This is a genomic window from Hydrogenophaga sp. GW456-12-10-14-TSB4 (genome assembly GCF_059424305.1).
The window spans coordinates 110,228-127,502 of record NZ_JBWKZH010000005.1 but is presented as its reverse complement, the minus strand read 5'-3'; the positions used below and the strand labels follow the sequence as shown (position 1 = coordinate 127,502).

At 66.7% G+C, this 17,275-nt stretch carries 17 protein-coding genes; 11 read left to right on the top strand and 6 right to left on the bottom strand.

From position 1 onward, the window contains the following. The first annotated feature begins 18 nt into the window (after nucleotides 1-18). From infB to AC07ZS_RS04515, 6 genes are read left to right on the top strand one after another with little or no spacing between them, the layout of a single operon-like run. Entirely contained in the window at nucleotides 19-2,886 is a 2,868-nt protein-coding gene (gene infB / locus AC07ZS_RS04540; protein ID WP_494797439.1) for a translation initiation factor IF-2, read from the top strand. 3 nt (nucleotides 2,887-2,889) lie between these two features. Beyond that, nucleotides 2,890-3,261 (top strand): 30S ribosome-binding factor RbfA, encoded by a 372-nt coding sequence (gene rbfA, locus AC07ZS_RS04535; protein WP_297394622.1) that lies wholly within the window; start codon nucleotides 2,890-2,892, stop codon nucleotides 3,259-3,261. Between the two features lie 2 nt (nucleotides 3,262-3,263). After that, entirely contained in the window at nucleotides 3,264-4,259 is a 996-nt protein-coding gene (truB, locus tag AC07ZS_RS04530) for a tRNA pseudouridine(55) synthase TruB (RefSeq protein ID WP_494797438.1), read from the top strand. Next, the gene (gene typA / locus AC07ZS_RS04525; protein WP_494797437.1) at nucleotides 4,256-6,082 is read left to right on the top strand and encodes a translational GTPase TypA; all 1,827 of its coding nucleotides are present in this window, start codon (nucleotides 4,256-4,258) and stop codon (nucleotides 6,080-6,082) included. Before truB ends, typA begins: the two co-directional genes overlap by 4 nt. Nucleotides 6,083-6,136: 54 nt before the next feature. Then, entirely contained in the window at nucleotides 6,137-7,144 is a 1,008-nt protein-coding gene (locus tag AC07ZS_RS04520; RefSeq protein WP_494797436.1) for a DMT family transporter, read from the top strand. Nucleotides 7,145-7,166: 22 nt separating this feature from the next. Further along, nucleotides 7,167-8,267, top strand: a complete 1,101-nt coding sequence (locus tag AC07ZS_RS04515) for an enoyl-CoA hydratase/isomerase family protein (protein WP_494797435.1) — start codon at nucleotides 7,167-7,169, stop codon at nucleotides 8,265-8,267. 7 nt (nucleotides 8,268-8,274) lie between these two features. Here AC07ZS_RS04515 and AC07ZS_RS04510 read toward each other — a convergent pair whose 3' ends face one another. The 4 genes from AC07ZS_RS04510 to smpB all read right to left on the bottom strand — a co-directional run bounded on the left by AC07ZS_RS04510 (nucleotide 8,275) and on the right by smpB (nucleotide 10,630). Further along, on the bottom strand, nucleotides 8,275-9,093 hold the full coding sequence (locus AC07ZS_RS04510) for an anti-sigma factor family protein (RefSeq protein ID WP_494797434.1): 819 nt from the start codon (nucleotides 9,091-9,093) through the stop codon (nucleotides 8,275-8,277). Between the two features lie 16 nt (nucleotides 9,094-9,109). Continuing rightward, complete coding sequence (locus AC07ZS_RS04505) at nucleotides 9,110-9,643, bottom strand: sigma-70 family RNA polymerase sigma factor (RefSeq protein WP_494797433.1); 534 nt, start codon at nucleotides 9,641-9,643, stop codon at nucleotides 9,110-9,112. A 22-nt stretch (nucleotides 9,644-9,665) separates the two neighbouring features. After that, a complete protein-coding gene (locus AC07ZS_RS04500) occupies nucleotides 9,666-10,043 on the bottom strand; it encodes a COG4315 family predicted lipoprotein (RefSeq protein ID WP_494797432.1) in 378 nt (125 codons plus the stop codon). Nucleotides 10,044-10,135: 92 nt separating this feature from the next. Beyond that, nucleotides 10,136-10,630, bottom strand: coding sequence for an SsrA-binding protein SmpB (gene smpB / locus AC07ZS_RS04495; protein WP_494797431.1), 495 nt, complete (start codon nucleotides 10,628-10,630; stop codon nucleotides 10,136-10,138). A gap of 48 nt (nucleotides 10,631-10,678) precedes the next feature. On the opposite strand from smpB, the gene AC07ZS_RS04490 reads away from it, so the two are divergent. Both AC07ZS_RS04490 and AC07ZS_RS04485 read left to right on the top strand, forming a co-directional pair. Continuing rightward, nucleotides 10,679-11,125: a type II toxin-antitoxin system RatA family toxin gene (locus AC07ZS_RS04490; RefSeq protein WP_494797430.1), complete on the top strand. Its 447-nt coding sequence runs from the start codon at nucleotides 10,679-10,681 to the stop codon at nucleotides 11,123-11,125. Nucleotides 11,126-11,131: 6 nt separating this feature from the next. Then, nucleotides 11,132-11,461, top strand: coding sequence for an RnfH family protein (locus AC07ZS_RS04485; protein ID WP_494797429.1), 330 nt, complete (start codon nucleotides 11,132-11,134; stop codon nucleotides 11,459-11,461). Here AC07ZS_RS04485 and AC07ZS_RS04480 read toward each other — a convergent pair. Continuing rightward, entirely contained in the window at nucleotides 11,455-12,027 is a 573-nt protein-coding gene (locus AC07ZS_RS04480; RefSeq protein ID WP_494797428.1) for a DUF4124 domain-containing protein, read from the bottom strand. The genes AC07ZS_RS04485 and AC07ZS_RS04480 overlap by 7 nt on opposite strands. A gap of 172 nt (nucleotides 12,028-12,199) precedes the next feature. Here AC07ZS_RS04480 and guaB point away from each other — a divergent pair, with 172 nt between their 5' ends. From guaB to AC07ZS_RS04465, 3 genes are all read left to right on the top strand, one after another. Continuing rightward, nucleotides 12,200-13,669, top strand: coding sequence for an IMP dehydrogenase (gene guaB, locus AC07ZS_RS04475; RefSeq protein WP_494797427.1), 1,470 nt, complete (start codon nucleotides 12,200-12,202; stop codon nucleotides 13,667-13,669). 73 nt (nucleotides 13,670-13,742) lie between these two features. Beyond that, nucleotides 13,743-15,359: a glutamine-hydrolyzing GMP synthase gene (gene guaA / locus AC07ZS_RS04470; RefSeq protein WP_494797426.1), complete on the top strand. Its 1,617-nt coding sequence runs from the start codon at nucleotides 13,743-13,745 to the stop codon at nucleotides 15,357-15,359. 296 nt (nucleotides 15,360-15,655) lie between these two features. Beyond that, a complete protein-coding gene (locus AC07ZS_RS04465; RefSeq protein ID WP_494797425.1) occupies nucleotides 15,656-16,912 on the top strand; it encodes a tyrosine-type recombinase/integrase in 1,257 nt (418 codons plus the stop codon). On the opposite strand, the gene AC07ZS_RS04460 is transcribed toward AC07ZS_RS04465, so the two are convergent. Beyond that, nucleotides 16,890-17,261: a helix-turn-helix transcriptional regulator gene (locus tag AC07ZS_RS04460; protein WP_494797424.1), complete on the bottom strand. Its 372-nt coding sequence runs from the start codon at nucleotides 17,259-17,261 to the stop codon at nucleotides 16,890-16,892. The genes AC07ZS_RS04465 and AC07ZS_RS04460 overlap by 23 nt on opposite strands. Nucleotides 17,262-17,275 lie beyond the last annotated feature (14 nt).

Genomic DNA, 17,275 nt, shown 5'->3' with positions numbered 1-17,275 from the left:
CAGCGGAGAAAAGAACCCATGACCAGTACCACCGTCGCCGAATTGGCTGCCGAGCTGAACAAGCCCACTTCCGTCCTGCTGGAGCAACTCACAGCAGCGGGCGTGCCCAAGACTTCCGGGACCGATGCGGTCACCGAATCCGACAAGCAGTCGCTGCTCGGCCACCTCAAGGCCAGCCACGGCACGGCGGGCGGTGAACGCAAGAAGATCACCCTCGTCAAGAAATCGACCTCCGAGATCAAGCAGGCCGATGCGACCGGGCGTGCCCGCACCATTCAGGTGGAAGTGCGCAAGAAGCGCACCTTCATCAAGCGCGACGACGAGGTGGCCGTGCCCGAGGCCGCGGCTGAAGCCGCGCCTGCCGCCCCCGCCATCGACACCGAGGAGCTGGCCCGCCGCGAGGAAGACGCACGCCGTCAGGCCGAGCTGCTGCGCCGCCAGGAAGAGGAACTGACGCAGAAGCGCCAGGCCCGCGAAGCCGAAGAGGCTCGCCTGGCCAAGGCCGAGCAGGAGCGCGCTGCCGCGGCCGAAGCGGCCGAGAACGCCGCGCGCGCCGCAGCGGAAGCCGCCGCACCGGTTTCGGTGGACGATGCGGCCGCCGCCAAGGCGAGCAAGGACGCCGAGACCAAGGCCGCCGCGCTGGAGCGGGAGTCCGCTGCACGGGTGCAGGCCGAGAAGAACGCCGAGGCCAAGAAGGCCGAGGAACTGCGCGCGCAAGACCTGCTGGAGCGCCGCCGCAAGGCCGAGGCCGAGGCCGCCAACATCCGCGCGATGATGTCCGCCCCTGCCCGGACCCTGGTGGCCAAGAAGCCCGAGCCGCCGCCCGCCGCCGACCCCAAGGCCGGCATCAAGGGCACGCTGCACAAGCCGGCCGGTGCGCCGGGCAAGGCCCCTGGCACTGCCGGTGCCGCCGCGACCACCACGGGTGTGGGCGCCGGCAAGAAGGAGGTCAAGTCCGAGAACCTCTCCTCCACCTGGAAGGACGACGCGGCCAAGAAGAAGGAAATCAAGACCCGCGGCGACACCAGCGCCGGGCGTTCCAACTGGCGTGGCGGCCCGCGTGGCCGACGCAATGACCGCGATTCGCGCGATTCGGGCCAGAGCAACTTCGTGGCGCCGACCGAGTTCAAGGTGATCGAGGTGCACGTGCCCGAGACGATCACCGTGGCCGAGCTCGCGCACAAGATGAGCCTGAAGTCGTCCGAGGTCATCAAGCAGTTGATGAAGCTTGGCCAGATGGTCACCATCAACCAGCCGCTGGACCAGGACACCGCCATGATCGTGGTGGAAGAGCTGGGCCACACCGCCATCGTGGCGGCGCTGGACGATCCCGAGGCCTTCACCGACCTGGAAGCCGCGCAACAGGAGGGCGAAGCCCTGCCTCGCGCGCCGGTCGTCACCGTCATGGGCCACGTGGACCACGGCAAGACCTCGCTGCTCGACTACATCCGCCGTGCCAAGGTGGCCGCGGGCGAAGCCGGCGGCATCACGCAGCACATCGGGGCGTACCACGTGGAAACCCCGCGCGGCATGATCTCCTTCCTCGACACCCCGGGCCACGAGGCGTTCACCGCCATGCGTGCCCGCGGTGCCCAGGCCACCGACATCGTGATCCTGGTCTGCGCGGCCGACGACGGCGTCATGCCGCAGACCAAGGAAGCCATCAAGCACGCGAAAGCGGCCGGGGTGCCGATGGTCGTGGCCTTGACCAAGGTCGACAAGCCGGGCATCAACCTGGAAAAGGTGCGCGCCGAACTGGTCGCCGAAGAAGTGGTGCCGGAAGAGTTCGGCGGCGACACCCCCTTCGTGGGTGTGTCGGCCAAGACGGGCGAGGGCATCGATTCGCTGCTCGAGCACGTGCTGCTGCAAGCCGAAGTGCTGGAACTCAAGGCGCCGGTGGATGCCATGGCCAAGGGCCTGGTGATCGAAGCGCGCCTGGACAAGGGCCGCGGCGCCGTGGCCACGGTGCTGGTGCAGAGCGGTACGCTCAAGACCGGCGACGTGATCCTGGTGGGCCAGACCTCCGGCCGCGTGCGCGCCATGCTGGACGAGAACGGCAAGCCCATCAAGGAAGCCGGTCCGTCGATCCCGGTGGAAATCCAGGGTCTGTCCGAGGTGCCGCAGGCGGGCGACGATTTCATGGTCATGACCGACGAGCGCCGTGCGCGCGAAATCGCCACCTACCGTGCCGGCAAGTTCCGCAACACCAAGCTGGCCAAGCAACAGGCCGCCAAGCTGGAGAACATGTTCTCCGACATGACGGCGGGCGAGGTCAAGCTGCTGCCCATCATCGTCAAGGCCGACGTGCAGGGTTCGCAGGAAGCGCTCTCGGCCTCGCTGCTCAAGCTGTCGACCGACGAGGTCAAGGTGCAGCTGGTGTTTGCGGGCGTCGGCGGCATCAGCGAGTCGGACGTCAACCTGGCCATCGCCTCCAAGGCGGTGATCATCGGCTTCAACGTGCGTGCCGACGTGGGCGCGCGCAAGCTGGCCGAAGGCAACGACGTGGACCTGCGCTACTACAACATCATCTACGACGCCGTGGACGATCTGAAAGCGGCCATGTCCGGCATGCTGGCGCCCGAGAAGCGCGAAGAGGTCATCGGCTCGGCCGAGATCCGCACCGTGTTCGTGGCCTCCAAGATCGGCACGGTCGCCGGCTGTATGGTCACCTCCGGCATGGTCACCCGCAGCGCGCATTTCCGCCTGCTGCGCGAGAACGTGGTGGTCTACACCGGCGAGATCGACACGCTCAAGCGCCTCAAGGACGACGTGCGCGAAGTCAAGGAAGGCTTCGAGTGCGGTATCAAGCTGAAGAACTACAACGACATCAAGGAAGGCGACCAGCTCGAATTCTTCGAGGTCAAGGAAGTGGCTCGTACCCTGTAAACCATGCCCCGCAAAGCGTCATCCACACCCAACCGCGGTTTCCGCGTGGCCGACCAGATCCAGCGGGATCTGGCCGAGCTGATCGCGCGCGAGCTCAAGGACCCGCGGGTGGGCATGGTCACGCTCAACGCGGTGGAGGTCACACCGGACTACGCGCACGCCAAGGTGTTCTTCAGTCTGCTGACCGGCGACCCCGATGAGACCTTGCAAGGTCTCAACGCGGCGGCCGGTTTCCTGCGCAACGGCCTGTTCAAGCGCCTGCACATCCACACCGTGCCGACGTTGCACTTCGTGTTCGACCGCACCACCGAGCGCGCGGCCGACATGAACGCCTTGATCTCCAAGGCCGTGTCTTCTCGTTCAAAGGAAGAATGAGCATGCACGCGCCACGCACAAGGGTGCAGCGGCGCCCTGTGCATGGGGTGCTGCTGCTCGACAAACCGCTGGGTCTCTCCAGCAACCAGGCTTTGCAGAAGGCCAAATGGCTGCTGCGCGCGGAAAAAGCGGGCCACACCGGCACGCTCGACCCGCTCGCCAGCGGTGTGTTGCCGCTGTGCTTCGGCGCGGCCACCAAGTTCAGCCAGATCCACCTGGACGCGGACAAGACCTACGAAACCGTCGTGCGCCTGGGCGTGAAGACCTCCACCGGCGACGCCGAGGGCGAGGTCATCGACACGCGCGCGGTGAACTGCTCGGTGGGGCAGGTGGTGGAGGTGCTCGACCGCTTCACCGGCCCGATCGCCCAGGTGCCACCCATGCACAGCGCCCTGAAGAAGGACGGCAAGGCGCTCTACGAGTACGCGCGCGACGGCGAAACCGTGGAGCGCGAGGCGCGCCACGTCGTCATCCACGACCTGGAGCTGCTGGACATGCAGCTGCAGGGCGATGCCCCCCAGTTGCGCCTGCGGGTGCGCTGCAGCAAGGGCACCTACATCCGCACGCTGGGTGAAGACATCGGCGAGGCCCTGGGTTGCGGCGGCCATCTCATCCTGCTGCGGCGCATCGCCACCGGCCCGTTCGACCTCTCGCAATGCGTCTCGCTGGCCGCGCTGGAGGCCCTGAACGAAGAGGACCGCCAGGCCCGGCTGCTGCCGGTGCAATGCCTGCTGGAAGGTCACGACCCCGTCACGCTCGATGCCGACAATGCCGGGCGCTTCCTCAGTGGCGTGCGCCGCCGGGGCGATTGGGCCGACAGCGAGCGCGTGGCCGTCTTCGGCCCGATGCCTGCCGCGCCTTCCGATCCATCTGCCACCTCTCCCTCCGTGTTGCTGGGCAGCGCCCACACCAAGGCCGGAGAGCTGATCCCGGGGCGACTGCTGAGCCCCTCCGAAATACAGCAAATCCTGGAAACCTCACCGGAACTCACATCATGAGCAAACAAATCCGCAACATCGCCATCATTGCCCACGTCGACCATGGCAAGACGACCATGGTCGACCAGCTGCTGCGCCAGTCGGGCACCTTCGCCGAGCACGAGAAGGTGGTCGATACGGTGATGGACAACAACGCCATCGAACGTGAGCGCGGCATCACCATCCTGGCCAAGAACTGCGCGGTGAGCTGGGAAGGCACGCACATCAACATCGTCGACACCCCCGGCCACGCGGACTTTGGTGGCGAGGTGGAACGCGCCCTGTCCATGGTGGACGGTGTGGTGCTGCTGATCGACGCGCAGGAAGGCCCGATGCCGCAGACGCGCTTCGTGACCAAGAAGGCGCTGGCCCTGGGTCTCAAACCCATCGTGGTGGTCAACAAGGTGGACAAGCCGGGCGCCAATCCCGACAAGGTGATCAACGCCGCCTTCGACCTGTTCGACAAGCTGGGCGCCAACGACGAGCAGCTCGACTTCCCCGTGGTCTATGCCTCGGGCATCAACGGCTGGACCTCGCTGGTCGAGGGCGCTCCCGGCGAGCAGTGGGGCCCGGACATGTCGGCCCTGTTCAACACCGTGCTCAAGCACGTGCCGTCGCAGAAGGGCGACCCGAGCGCGCCGCTGCAGCTGCAGATTTCCGCGCTCGACTTCTCGACCTTCGTGGGCCGCATCGGCGTGGGCCGCGTCAGCGCTGGCGTGGTCAAGCCCGGCATGGACGTGGCGGTGATGGAAGGCGCCGATGGCAAGACCATCAAGGGCCGCGTCAACCAGGTGCTGACCTTCCAGGGTCTGGACCGTGTGCAGGTGACCGAAGCCGGCCCGGGCGACATCGTGCTGATCAACGGCATTGCCGACATCGGCATCGGCGTGACCATCACCGACCCGCTCAACCCGGCGCCGCTGCCCATGCTCAAGATCGACGAGCCGACGCTGACCATGAACTTCTGCGTCAATACCAGCCCGCTGGCTGGCCGCGAAGGCAAGTACGTGACCAGCCGCCAGGTCTGGGACCGCCTGCAGAAAGAGCTGCAAAGCAACGTCGCGCTGCGCGTCAAGGAAACCAGCGAAGACGGCATTTTTGAAGTGATGGGCCGGGGCGAACTGCACCTGACCATCCTGCTGGAGAACATGCGCCGTGAGGGCTACGAGCTGGCCGTGTCCAAGCCGCGCGTGGTGTTCCGCGAGATCAACGGCGAACGCCACGAGCCGATCGAGATGGTGACGGCCGACATCGAAGAGCAGCACCAGGGCGGCGTGATGCAGGCCCTGGGCGAGCGCAAGGGCGAGCTGGTGAACATGGAACCCGATGGCCGTGGCCGTGTGCGCCTGGAGTACCGCATCCCGGCCCGTGGCCTGATCGGTTTCACCAACGAATTCCTGAACCTGACGCGCGGTTCGGGCCTGATCGCCAACATCTTCGACGGCTACGAACCCCACAAGGGCGACATCGCCAGCCGCAAGAACGGTGTGCTGATCTCCATGGACGACGGTGAAATCTTCACCTACGCCCTGGGCAAGCTGGACGACCGCGGCCGCATGTTCGTGCGCGCCGGCGACCCGGTGTACGAAGGCATGATCGTCGGCATCCACAACCGCGACAACGATCTGGTGGTGAACGCCACGCGCACCAAGCAGCTGACCAACTTCCGCGTCAGCGGCAAGGAGGACGCGATCAAGATCACGCCGCCCATCGAGTGCACGCTGGAGTACGGCGTGGAGTTCATCGAGGACGACGAACTGGTGGAGATCACGCCCAAGAGCATCCGCCTGCGCAAGCGCCACCTGAAGGAGCACGACCGCAAGCGCGCCAGCCGCGAAGGCTGATCGCTCCGCACAGGCCGTTGTCTCCCGGGACGCGGCCTTTTTTACGAACAGACCATGCCCTTTCGTGCTCTCAGTCGCCTGACGCACACCCAGGCGGTGTTCATGATGATCGCGGTGACCCTGATGTGGTCGATCGCAGGGGTGGTCTCGCGCCAGCTCGAATCGGCCGCGCGCTTCGAGGTCACGTTCTGGCGCAGCGCCTTCACCGCGCTCTCGCTGCTGGTGATCCTGCCCTGGTGGCGCGCCGCCGACCGCGCTGCGGGACTGGTCGCCGACGACCCTGCGCAGGGTCTGCTCGAGCGCCATTGGGGCGTGCTGGCGCGCTCCAAGGCCTTCTGGATCTCGGGCGTGTGCTGGAGCGTGATGTTCACCGCCTTCATGCTGGCGCTGACCTTCACCACGGTGGCCAACGTGCTCATCATCATGTCGGTGGGCCCGCTGTTCACCGCGCTGGTGGCGCGCGCGGTGCTCGGCCAGCGGCTGGCGCTGCGCACCTGGCTGGCCATCGTCGCGGCCGGCGCGGGCATCGTCTACATGTACGGCAGCCAGTTCCTGCAGGCGTTCAGCGACCCCGCCACGCAGCCCGGCGGCCTGGTGGCCGGTTCGCTGGCGGCGCTGTGCGTGCCGGTGGCCGGCGCCATCAACTGGACCGTGGTGCAGCGCGGCCAGACGCACGGCGAGAAGATCGACCTCGTGCCCTCGGTGCTGCTGGGGGGCGTGCTGTCCTCGCTCGCCACGCTGCCCCTGGCACTGCCGTTCGAGGCCACCGGTGCCGACATCGCCTGGCTGGCCCTGCTGGGCCTGGTGCAGCTGGCCATCCCCTGCGCGCTGGCCGTCGTGTGCGCCCGCTCGCTCAAAGCGCCCGAGGTCTCGCTGCTGGCCTTGCTGGAGGTGATCTTCGGCATCCTGCTGGCCTGGGCGGGCGCGGGCGAAGTGCCCGGCCCCGAGGTGTTGACCGGCGGCTCGCTGGTCATCGGCGCCCTGGTGCTCAACGAATTGCTGGGCTGGCGCTCGCGCGCCGGCACGCCCCGCATCCAGACCGTGGACCGACTGCCACATTGATCGACTGAACGGAAGAACGAAGATGACCTCTCTGACACCCGAAGCCCATGTCGTTGCCGAAATCCGGGGGCGCGTGGGCTGCATCACCCTCAACCGGCCCAAGGCCCTCAACGCACTGTCGCTCGACATGATCCGCCGCATCACGCAGACGCTGCAGGATTGGCGGGACAACGACATGGTGTTCGCGGTGGTGGTGCGCGGCGTCAACAAGGAAGGACCTTTCGGTGCCTTCTGCGCCGGCGGCGACATCCGCTTCTTCCATCAGGCGGCCCTGGCCGGCGATGAGGCGCTGGAGGACTTCTTCACCGAGGAGTACGCGCTCAACCACCTCATCCACACCTACCCCAAGCCCTACATCGCGCTGATGGACGGCATCGTGATGGGCGGTGGCATGGGCATCAGCCAGGGTGCGAGCCTGCGCATCATCACCGAGCGCAGCCTGCTGGCCATGCCCGAGACCAACATCGGCCTGTTTCCTGATGTGGGCGGCGGCTACTTCCTGAGCCGCTGCTCGGGGCGGCTGGGCGAATACCTGGCGCTCTCCGGCCATGTGCTGAAGGGCCGCGAGGCCATCACGGGCGGTCTGGCCGACGGCTTCATCGACTCGGGCCGCCTGCCCGGCCTGTGGGCCTCGCTCGAACGCACGCCGTTCGAGAACGGCGACTCGGTGGAGCGCTGGTGCGTGAGCCACCTGAGCACCACCCTGGCCCCGCCGCCGTGGCCGCAGCAGGAGATGAACCGGATCTTCGCTCTGCCCGATATCCCGCAGATCATGGCCGCGCTCGATGCCTCCGAGAACACCTGGTGCAACCAGGTCGCCGTCACGCTGCGCCAGCGGTCGCCGCTGATGCTGCATGTGGTGCTCGAGCAGATCCGCCGCGCGCGCGGCATGGGCCTGGCCGACGACCTGCGCATGGAGCGCGACATGGTGCACCGCTGTTTCCACCTGCGCCCCGGTGCGGCCAGCGAAACGGTGGAAGGCATCCGCGCCCTGGCCGTGGACAAGGACCATGCGCCTCGCTGGAACCCGGCCCGGCTGGAAGACGTGACGCCGGCCCAGGTCGCGGCCTTCTTCGACAGCCCCTGGTCGGCCGACGCGCACCCGCTGCGCCACCTGCGCTGACGCCGGCCTACAGCTGCCGGTACACGGTCTCGGCCAGGGCCATGAGCGCGTCCCGGCTCAGCGGGCCACTCAGCGCGTAGCCGAAGCCCTGATCGACCCAGTAGAAGGCCGGCACGGGGCCGTCCTGCGCAAAGCGGAAGGCGGTTTCCTCGCCGGCCTCGGGCGTCGCCGTGGCAGGGTCCAGGGCGCCCAGGTACAAGGTGATGCGAATGCCCTGGGCGTTCTGGAACATGAACTGCGCGCGCGCGCCCGCGTCGCCCGGCAGGAGGCGACCGCCGACGAGTTCGTAGCCCAGGGCGTCGAGGCGCGGCACCTTGAGGGCCTTGCCGGTTCGCCGCGAGAGCCACTGCACCAGGTGCTCCTGCTCCCCGGCGCTCACCTCCACCGGATGCCGTTTTTCCGGTGAGTAGACCGCGTGGGCCACGGCCGCATCGCGGGCGAAGGCGGGCAGGGCGGCGGCCGGCGCGTGGGTGTGCAGGTCGGGCGCGCCTGGCCAGTCCTGGTTCGAGAGCCGGCCCACGCCGAAGGCCAGCACGATGCCTGCGGCCATGCCGCCCCAGCGCCACCAGCTCGACACGCGCGCCTGTGCATCGCCGACGCGCTCGGCGACCTCCCGCAAGGCGGGCGGCACGGGCTCCTGCAGCAAGCCGGTGTGCAAACGCCGGAGGGCGTCGCGCTGGGTCTGCCACTGGGCCATGCGCTCGCGGCCGTGCGGATCGCCCTGCAGCCGGTGCAGCAGCGCTTCCCGTTCGGCACCGTGCACTTCGCCGTCGAGCAGGCGATTGATCTCGGCGTCGGTCAGGGGCTGGGTGGAGGGCGTGTCCATGGTCTTGTGGGCGGCGCTATTTCAGCCGCCTCAGGTGGGTGGGGGCATCAGCATCGGGCGGCACACTCTGCGCCGCTGCGTTCAGGAGCGCCTGCAGGCGGGTGCGGGCGCGCGAGAGCCGGGACATGACGGTGCCGATCGGGCTGCCCGTGATGCGGGCCACCTGCTCGTAGCTCATGTCCTCCAGGCTCACCAGCAGCAGCACCACGCGCTGTTCCTCGGGCAGGCGCAGCAGGCAGCGCTGCAGGTCCAGGGCCAGGTCCTGGGCCGTGTCGGGCGCGACCAGCTCGGCCGCCACGTCGTCCGGGTCCACGGCCAGGCCACGGCCTTCGCGGCGCTGCGCCTGGCGCAGGCCGCTGGCGTGCAGGTTGTGCATGAGGGTGAACAACCAGGCGCGCAGGTCCGTGCCCACCGTCCAGAGCCGCCACTTGGCGCAGGCCCGCTCCAGCGTGTCCTGCACCAGGTCGTCGGCAGCCCAGGGATCGCCCGTCAACGCCCGCGCATAGCGGCGCAAGCCGGGAATCTGGTCGATCAGCTCGGACCGTTTCATCGCTGGGCGCCGGCGCGACCGCTCAGGGTTTGGCCACGCGCCAGACGTTGTTGAAGCCGTCGCCGGTCTTGTCACCGGGTTTCGTGTCCTTGGCCCAGTAGTACAGCGGTTTGCCCTTCAGGGCCCACTGCTTCTGACCGTCGTCGCGGGTGATGACGGTGTAGTCGCCGTTGCCCTTGTCACCCCCACCGGCCATCAGGGGAGGCCAGTTGGTGGCGCAGGGGCCGTTGCAGACCGACTTGCCGCTGCCCACCATGTCGCGGTCGAAGGTGTAGAGGGTCATGCGGTTGGGACCGACCAGCACGCCGTCGCTGGCCATGGCGGGGGCCGGGGTGGACGACATCGAGGCACAGCCACCCAGCAGGGCGGCTGCCAGGGTCAGGGAAAGCGGGAATTTCATGGCGTTCTCCGTTGAGGTTGAGGGCAGACAGGCTCTGCACAGGGATGAACGCCGGCGCCCACGGGTTTATTCCCGTGGCGCGGAAAATTTCTTCAGCGGCTGCGCGACTTCATCGCCCGCTCGACCTCGCGCTTGCCTTCCCGGTCCTTGATGGTGTCGCGCTTGTCGTGCTCCGCCTTGCCCTTGCCCAGTGCAATCTCGCATTTCACCTTGCCGGTCTTCCAGTGCAGGTTCAGCGGCACCAGCGCGTAGCCCTTCTGCTCGACCTTGCCGACCAGGCGGCGGATCTGTTCCTTGTGCAGCAGCAGCTTCTTGGTGCGCACGGCGTCCGGGCTCACGTGGGTGGACGCGGTGTGCAGCGGATTGATCTGGCAGCCGATGAGGAACAGCTCGCCCTCGCGGATCACGACGTAGCCGTCGGTGAGCTGGACCTTGCCTTCGCGCAAGGCCTTGACTTCCCAACCCTCCAGCACCATGCCCGCCTCAAAGCGTTCCTCGATCGCGTAGTTGAAGAGCGCCTTGCGGTTCTCTGCGATGCGGCTGTCAACGCCTTTGGTGGAAGATTCTTTGCTGCTTTTGGTGGACATGAAGGGGAAGGTGCGGCCGTTTCAGGCCAATACAATGGATCGGATTGTATGAAAACCATTCACAAGTCCGTTCTGCTCTGGCACAGCGCACATGAAATGTTCGCGCTGGTCACCGACATCGAGCGCTATCCGCAGTTCCTGCCGTGGTGCGATCAGGCGCAGGTGCTGGAGACCCACGAAAGCGGCATGGTCGCCAAGGTGGGCATTGCCATCAGCGGCCTGCGCCAGAGCTTCACCACCCGCAACTCGCACGAGGCCGACCGCCGGCTGCACATGGAGCTGGTCGACGGGCCTTTCTCCCAGCTCGATGGCGTGTGGGAGTTCATTCCGTTGGGCGATGGCGGGCAACGTGCCTGCAAGGTGGATCTCAAGCTCAGTTATGGCTTTGCCAGTTCGGCCTTGGCCGCGCTGGTCGGCCCTGTCTTCGACAAGATTGCCGGCAGCCTCGTGGACGCTTTCGTGAAGCGGGCCGATCAGGTGTACGGCACGGACTGACGCCCGATGAAGATCACCCTGATGCACGCCCCCGCGCCCCGCGAGGTGGTGGAAGCGGTGCTGGACGTGCCCGAGGGCTGCACCCTGCGCCAGGCGCTGGAGCAGGCCGGCTGGCTGCAACGTTTTCCCGCCATTCAGGCCGAGCCGCTGGCGCTGGGCGTCTGGGGGCGCAAGGCAGGCTGGGAGCGCGTGCTGCGCGAGGGGGACCGGGTGGAGGTGGTGCGCGGGCTGAGGGTGGACCCGAAGGTGGCCCGCCGCGAGCGATTCATGGGGCAGGGCGCCCGGTCCACAGGGCTGTTCGCCCGCCGACGCCCGGGGTCGAAAGCCGGTTACTGAGGCTGAGGGGCGGCTGGCTTGGGCAGCGGGCCGCAGTTGTCGCGTGCCACGCCGTCCAGCCGCTTGGCTTCGGCGGCGCGGGCCTTGTCGTCCATGACTTCGCGCTCGCCCTTGGCATTGGTGGTGGCCAGGCGCACGCCGGAATCCAGGGTGGTCTTGGCTTGCTTGGCCCGTGCGCAGTCCTCGGCACGCGCCTTGGCGATGCGCTGATCCTCGGCCTTCTTGCGCGCCTCTTCGGTCTGCTGGGTCTGCTTCTTCTTGGCTTCGAGTTCTTTGTCGACCGTGGGCAGCTGGGGGGCGGCCCCCGGTGCCGGCGCGGCGGCGTTGGGCTCGGCAGCGGCGGCAGGCGGCGCGACCGGGGCGGATCGGGACAGGGAGCCTCCACTGCCCGGGCGCTTGATGATGTTCTGCTCCGGCACGCTGGCGGGCGGAGCGGTGTCGCTGAACACCTTGCGCTCGCCTTCCTTCCAGACCCATTGAGCCGAGGCGACCGAGCAGGCCAGCAGCAGAAAGCCTGCGACCAGGGGGTGGCGCCAGGACGGCATCAGAGGGCGTTTTTGAGGCATGGGCGCAGTTTAGCGGCGGGGCTGTCAGCGGATGAGGGCATCTGCGGGATTCGGGGCCACAAGCCGCCGGAGCGGTAGCTTTTCCGGTGTGAGCGGTATCGGGGGCATGGCCGGGGGTGCGGGTTTGCCCGCAGGTCGGCCGGCTACAATCGACGCTTTTGGAGCTTTACCCATGCGCCTCCTCGGCAAAGCGCTCACCTTCGACGACGTGTTGCTGGTGCCAGCGTACTCCCAGGTCCTGCCCAAGGACGCCTCGCTTGCCACCCAGTTCTCCCGCAACATTCAACTGAACCTGCCCCTGGTCTCCGCGGCCATGGACACCGTCACCGAGGCCCGTCTGGCGATCGCGATCGCCCAGGAAGGCGGCATCGGCATCGTGCACAAGAACCTCACGGCGCAGGAGCAGGCGGCCCACGTTGCCAAGGTCAAGCGCTACGAGTCGGGCGTGCTGCGCGACCCGGTGGTGATTTCTCCCCAGACCACCATCCGCCAGGTCATGAAGCTCTCGGACGACCTGGGCGTCTCCGGCTTCCCGGTGGTCGACGCCGGCAAGGTGGTGGGCATCGTCACCGGCCGTGACCTGCGCTTCGAGACCCGCTACGACCTGCCGGTGAGCGAGATCATGACGCCGCGCGAACGCTTGGTCACCATGCCCGACGGCACCACGCCTGCCGAGGCCAAGAAACTGCTCAACAAGCACAAGCTGGAACGCCTGCTGCTGGTGAACGACGCCTTCGAGCTCAAGGGCCTGATCACGGTGAAGGACATCACCAAACAGCTCAACTTCCCCAACGCCGCGCGCGACGCCGCCGGCCGCCTGCGCGTGGGTGCGGCGGTGGGCGTGGGTGAGGGCACCGAGGAACGGGTGGAAGCGCTGGTCAAGGCCGGTGTGGACGCCATCGTGGTCGACACCGCCCACGGCCACAGCAAGGGCGTGCTCGACCGCGTGCGCTGGGTCAAGCAGAACTACCCGCAGATCGACGTGATCGGCGGCAACATCGCCACCGGCGCGGCCGCCCTGGCCCTGGTGGAAGCCGGTGCCGATGCGGTCAAGGTCGGCATCGGCCCGGGCTCGATCTGCACCACCCGCATCGTGGCCGGTGTGGGCGTGCCCCAGATCATGGCGATCGACAACGTGGCCACCGCCCTGCGGGGCACCGACGTGCCCATGATCGCCGACGGCGGCATCCGCTACAGCGGTGACATCGCCAAGGCCATCGCGGCCGGCGCCAACACCGTGATGATGGGCGGCATGTTCGCCGGCACCGAAGAGGCGCCGGGCGAGATCGTGCTGTTCCAGGGCCGCAGCTACAAGAGCTACCGCGGCATGGGCTCCATCGGTGCCATGCAGCAAGGCAGCGCCGACCGCTACTTCCAGGAAAGCAGCACCGGCAACCCCAACGCGGACAAGCTGGTGCCCGAGGGCATTGAAGGCCGGGTGCCTTACAAGGGCTCGGTGGTTTCCATCATCTTCCAGATGGCCGGCGGTCTGCGCGCGGCCATGGGCTACTGCGGTTGCCCGAGCATCGAGGACATGCGCGACAAGGCCGAGTTCGTCGAGATCACCTCGGCCGGCATCCGCGAAAGCCACGTGCACGACGTGCAGATCACCAAGGAAGCCCCGAACTACCGGGCGGAGTGAAACCCACCGCCCACCAGGCCGTCGTCCCGCGCGACGGCCTTTTTCTTTTTCTCGCCGCAACCACCGACACCCCATGCAGCACCAGAAAATCCTCATCCTCGATTTCGGTTCCCAGGTCACCCAGCTGATTGCCCGCCGCGTGCGCGAAGCCCACGTGTACTGCGAAGTGCACCCCTGCGACGTCAGCAGCGAGTGGGTGCGCGAGTTCGCCGCCGACGGCCAGCTCAAGGGCGTGATCCTCTCCGGCAGCCACGCCAGCGTGTACGAGGTGGACGACAAGGCGCCTGAGGCGGTCTACGAGCTGGGCATTCCCGTGCTGGGCATCTGCTACGGCATGCAGACCATGGCGCAGCAGCTGGGCGGCAAGGTGGAAGGCTCGCACACGCGCGAATTCGGCTACGCCGAGGTGCGCGCCCGGGGCCACACGGCGCTGCTCAAGAACATCGCCGACTTCACGACCCCCGAAGGCCACGGCATGCTCAAGGTGTGGATGAGCCACGGCGACAAGGTCACCGAACTGCCCCCGGGCTTCAAGCTCATGGCCAGCACGGCGAGCTGCCCGATCGCCGGCATGGCCGACGAGGAGCGCCGCTTCTACGCGGTGCAGTTCCACCCCGAGGTCACGCACACCGTGCAGGGCCGGGCGTTGCTGGAGCGTTTCGTGCTCGAGATCTGCGGCACCAACCCCGACTGGGTCATGCGCGACCACATCGCCGAAGCGGTCGAAAAGATCCGCGAGCAGGTGGGTGACGAAGAGGTCATCCTTGGCCTGTCCGGCGGGGTCGATTCCTCCGTGGCGGCGGCCCTGATCCACCGCGCCATCGGCGACCAGCTCACCTGCGTGTTCGTCGACCACGGCCTGCTGCGCCTGAACGAGGGCGACATGGTGATGGACATGTTCGTCGGCAAGCTGCACGCCAAGGTGATCCGCGTGGACGCGGCCGACCAGTTCCTCGGCCACCTCGCAGGTGTGAGCGATCCGGAGGCCAAGCGCAAGATCATCGGCCGCGAATTCGTCGAGGTCTTCAAGGCGGAAGCCGCCAAACTCATTTCAAGTGGTGCTTCAACAAAAGGTGCCAAGTGGTTGGCACAAGGGACTATTTACCCGGATGTGATCGAGTCCGGCGGGGCCAAGAGCAAGAAGGCCGTGACTATCAAGAGCCACCACAACGTGGGCGGCCTGCCCGAGCAGCTGGGCCTGAAACTGCTGGAGCCGCTGCGCGACCTGTTCAAGGACGAGGTGCGCGAACTGGGCGTGGCACTGGGTCTGCCGCACGACATGGTCTACCGCCACCCGTTCCCGGGGCCGGGCCTGGGTGTGCGCATCCTGGGCGAGGTCAAGAAAGACTACGCCGACCTGCTGCGCCGGGCCGACGCCATCTTCATCGAGGAACTGCGCTCCACCGTCGACCCGCACAGCGGCAAGACCTGGTACGAGCTCACCAGCCAGGCCTTCACCGTGTTCCTGCCGGTCAAGAGCGTGGGCGTGATGGGCGACGGCCGCACCTACGACTACGTGGTGGCGCTGCGCGCGGTGCAGACCAGCGACTTCATGACCGCCGACTGGGCCGAGCTGCCCTACGCGCTGCTCAAGAAGGTCAGCGGTCGCATCATCAACGAGGTGCGCGGCATCAACCGCGTGACCTACGACGTGAGCTCCAAGCCGCCAGCCACCATCGAGTGGGAATGATTTGCCGCATTTCGCGGACATTCGGCTGCTATCGATAAATCACCGTAAGTTGTTGATCTATAAGTATTTTAATATCGAAGTCTATCGGCAACGATTGGTGGTAAGCAACTCAAAGTGTCGGTCGATCTGACGGTGACCAAATCGCGTTTTCTTGGTCTAGAATTTCTACCGTCAGCCCGTTTCGACGCATGACGGTAAAAAACAAGGCGAAAAGCTAGGTTTCATGCGGGCTCCGGGCGTGTTTGTAGTTTGAGAGCGCTTGACGGTAAAGGGTGCTCTCTCCTCGGAGAACGCCCATGCTCACCGACACCGCTCTCAAGAACCTGAAACCCAAGGCGGCCCCTTACAAGGTGACCGACCGCGACGGCATGTACGTCACCGTGTCGCCGGTCGGCACGGTCACCTTCCGCTACGACTACCGCATGAACGGCCGCCGTGAGACCCTGACGATCGGACGTTATGGGGCTGATGGCTTGTCGTTGGCCAGGGCCCGCGAGAGGTGTATAGACGCCCGGCGCGCGGTGTCTGACGGTAAATCTCCAGCACAGGAGAAACAGCGCGAAAAGCGCCGCCTGTCGGAGGCAAAGAACTTCCAGGAATTCACCGACAGGTGGGCCAAGGGTGCCAGGATGGCCGACAGCACTCGCTCGATGCGCAAGAGCATCCTCGACCGCGACATCCTGCCCGCCTTCAAGAACCGCCTTCTGACCGAAATCACGTCGGACGATCTGCGCGACCTTTGCAACAAGGTCAAGGGCAGGGGCGCACCGGCTACGGCCGTCCATGTGCGAGACATCGTCAAGCAAATCTATGGGTTTGCCATCCTGCACGGCGAGAAGGTGGCCAATCCGGCCGACGACGTGGGACCGTCGTCGATCGCGACCTTCGTGCCGAAAGACCGCGCCTTGTCGCCCGTCGAAATCCGACTGATGCACCAGCAACTGGAAACGGTGGCGTCGTACCCGACCATCCGCCTGGCACTCCGACTCATCTTGCTCACCCTGGTGCGCAAGGGTGAGCTGATCCATGCCACCTGGAACGAGATCGACTTTGAGAACGCGCTCTGGACCATCCCCAAGGAGCGCATGAAAGGTTCCAAGGCGCACAACGTCTATCTGTCGCAGCAGGCGCTCGACATCATGGTCGCGCTGCGCACCTGCGCTGGCGGTTCCAGGTTCGTGCTGCCTTCGCGCTATGAGCCCGACAAGTGCATGTCCAATGCGACCCTCAACCGTGTGACGCAACTGGTTGCCGCGCGGGCGAAGGAGAAGGGCCTGCCCTTGGACGGCTTTACCGTGCACGACCTGCGCCGTACCGGCTCGACCATCCTGAACGAACTGGGCTTCAACAGTGACTGGATCGAGAAGTGCCTCGCCCACGAAGACGGGCGCTCGTCGCGCGGGGTCTACAACAAGGCCGAGTACGCCGAGCAGCGCCGGCACATGCTGCAAGAGTGGGCCGACATGATCGACGCCTGGGTGGCAGGCAAGTCCCACACGCCGACCTTGCTGCCCCCGTCGATGAAGGTCATCACGACGCAAGCGTTGCTTTGACCGGGCGGCGCTTGCGCTGCCGAACGTCGGGGGAGGGCGCACGCTTCATTTGCGCGGCGTCCGAGACCTGGCGGCGGGCCTCGATCCAGGCCTCGACCTCTGCGAGATCCCATACCACGCAGCGCGAGGTCAGGTTGAACCGGCGCGGAAACTCGCCTCGACGCTCCATGTCGTAGATGGTTGTTCCGGAGAGCGGCACCATCTTGTGCAGTTCCGTCCGCCGGATCGTGCGCCGGTAGGACACGGCGAGTGGAACCTCCGATTGGAGTCGCTGTTCGGAACTCTGCAAGTGTTCGACGTGCCCGCGGTGAAAGGCCTCGACAGCGGTTGACTCTTCGCCTTTTCTCATGATCGACTCCATCC